Origin of the sequence: Nocardia sp. NPDC002869, from assembly GCF_046764065.1 — a bacterium.
GTDB classification, from domain to species: domain Bacteria; phylum Actinomycetota; class Actinomycetes; order Mycobacteriales; family Mycobacteriaceae; genus Nocardia; species Nocardia rhamnosiphila.
This window is the reverse complement of the sequence record NZ_JBKOOL010000316.1, coordinates 1-2,185: the sequence shown is the minus strand read 5'-3', so window position 1 is coordinate 2,185 and position 2,185 is coordinate 1. Positions and strand designations below refer to the sequence as shown.

2 protein-coding genes are annotated in these 2,185 nt (G+C 68.8%); both read right to left on the bottom strand.

Features of this window, described 5'->3' with window-relative positions; translation table 11 throughout:
• Positions 1–52: 52 nt before the first annotated feature.
• A complete protein-coding gene (locus ACLML9_RS28555) occupies positions 53–1,423 on the bottom strand; it encodes a sensor histidine kinase (RefSeq protein WP_411948400.1) in 1,371 nt (456 codons plus the stop codon).
• Positions 1,420–2,139 (bottom strand): response regulator transcription factor, encoded by a 720-nt coding sequence (locus tag ACLML9_RS28550; protein ID WP_411948399.1) that lies wholly within the window; start codon positions 2,137–2,139, stop codon positions 1,420–1,422. Before ACLML9_RS28550 ends, ACLML9_RS28555 begins: the two co-directional genes overlap by 4 nt.
• Between the last annotated feature and the right edge of the window lie 46 nt (positions 2,140–2,185).

Below are 2,185 nucleotides of genomic sequence, written 5' to 3'. Positions count from 1 at the left end.
GCCCCGGAGCTGCGGCTCCGGGGCCGAGTGTGCATTTCCGGCCGGAGTCCGCTCACACCGACCCGGTGACCACACGATTCGGCAGGACCAGTACCAGCCGGACCCCGCCGAGGGTGCCGTCATCGAAATAGGCCCGCCCACCGTGCAGCTGGGCCTGCTGGGCGACCAGGGCCAGCCCCAGGCCGGATCCGCCCTTGCCGGCCCGGCTGCCGCGGGCGAAGCGGGCGAAAACGGTTTCGCGTTCCTCGGGCGCCAGCCCGTGCCCGTTGTCGTCGATCGAGATGACGATGGTGTTGTCGGCGGCGCGGTGGGCCGACAGCAGCGCCTCGGTGGCGCCGCCGTGGCTGACGGAGTTCTTGACGGCATTATCCACCGCCAGGCGGAGGCCCGCGGGCAGACCACGGGTGACGAGTTCGGCGTCGGTATCTATCCGGACGGTCACTCCGGGGTAGTGGCGCATGGCATCGTGGGCCGCCTGATCCAGCAGTTCCGCGACATCGGTATCGATATGGTCGCGTTCGGAGGTCAGATCGCCGGAGGCGAGTCGTTCCAGCGCGGCCAGTGTGGTCTCCACCCGGCCCTGGCTGCGCTGCAGATCGGCCAAGATCTCGGCGCGCTGGGATTCGTCCAGATCGAGAGTCGCCAGCACTTCCAGGTCGGTGCGCATCGCGGTCAGCGGGGTGCGTAGTTCGTGCGCCGATACCGCGGCGAAATCCCGGGCGGTCTCCAGCGCGGCAGCCGTTTCGGTCTGTGCCTGGTCCACCCGGCGCAGCATGGTGTTCACCGCGTCGGCCAGCTGTTCGGCCTCCAGCACTCCGGAACTGCCGATGGGTTCGGGCGTGTCGTCGCCGTACCCGGTGCGTGCCCCGACCTGCCGGGTGAGCACCACGATGGGCCGGACCGCACGCCCGCCGAACAACCAGCCGAGACCGGCCGCGGCCGCGATCGCGAGCAGACCTCCGAAGAGCACCCAGCGTTGCTGTTCGGCGGTCATCTCGGCCGCCTCCGCCGCGGGGATACCCAGCGAAACCGAGCGGCCGGCGGGCTGATTCTCCGTGGTGGTCAGCACCCGGTAAGGAGTGTCGTCCACGGGGACTGTCTTCGCCCCCGGCTCGAGATCCGGCAGCTCGACGGAACTCGAGGCGAGGACCCGGTCCTGGTCCCGGACGGTCAGCGCCATATCGCGGTCGGGACCGAGCAGGTTCACCACCCCGACGGCCACCACCGGCTCGATCAGCACCAACCGCGAAGCGATCCGCAGCTGCTGATCGGTCTGCTGCAGGTTGTTGTGCTCGATGGCGGGAACGGCGATCGCGCTCACCACTGCCACGATGAGCACCGCCCCGGCCGCCGCCGCCCCGGAGACCCGGGTACGCAGCGAATACGATCGGCGGCGTCTTCGCCGGGAAGTGCTGCCGATCACTTCGTTTCTCGCAGTACGAACCCGACGCCGCGAATGGTGTGCAGCAGCCGGGCGGTGCCGTCGGCCTCCAGCTTGCGGCGGAGGTAGCCGACGAATACGTCCACCACATTCGTATCGGCCGCGAAATCGTAGCCCCACACCAGTTCCAGCAACCGTTCCCGGCTCAGCACCACACCGGCGTTACGCGCCAGGGTCGACAGCAGTTCGAATTCACGTTTGGTCAGCTCGATCTCCTGGCCGTTCAGCATGGCCCGATAACCTGCCGTATCCACCTGGAGCGGACCGACCGTGACGATATCCGGATCTCCGGCAGCGGTGGCGGTATCGGTGCGCCGCCGCAGCAGCGCCTTGATCCGCGCCACCAGCTCCGCCAGGACGAACGGTTTGACCAGGTAGTCGTCGGCGCCCGACTCCAGGCCCGCGATCCGGTCACCGACGGAACTGCGCGCGCTCAGCACACAGATCGGGACCTCGTTCCCCATCGCCCGCAGGGCCGTCACCACCCCCGCCCCGTCCAGCACGGGCATGTTCATATCGAGGACGACAGCGTCCGGCGCCTCCTCGGACACCGCCCGGAGCGCGGCCGCCCCGTTCCGGGCGACACTCACCCGGAACCCGGACAATCTCAGACCTCGCTCCACCGACGCGAGAACATCCTCGTCGTCATCGACAACGAGCACCGCCGGATTGCTGATCCGCTCCGTCACACCGTCCATTATTCTGGCTGTGTTTATTGGCGCGCCTTCGGCGCGCGGGGTCGAG

Bases quoted from the DNA above. Each gene is read 5' to 3' on its own strand.
- ACLML9_RS28550 (WP_411948399.1), bottom strand. From the start codon at position 2,139: ATGGACGGTGTGACGGAGCGGATCAGCAATCCGGCGGTGCTCGTTGTC.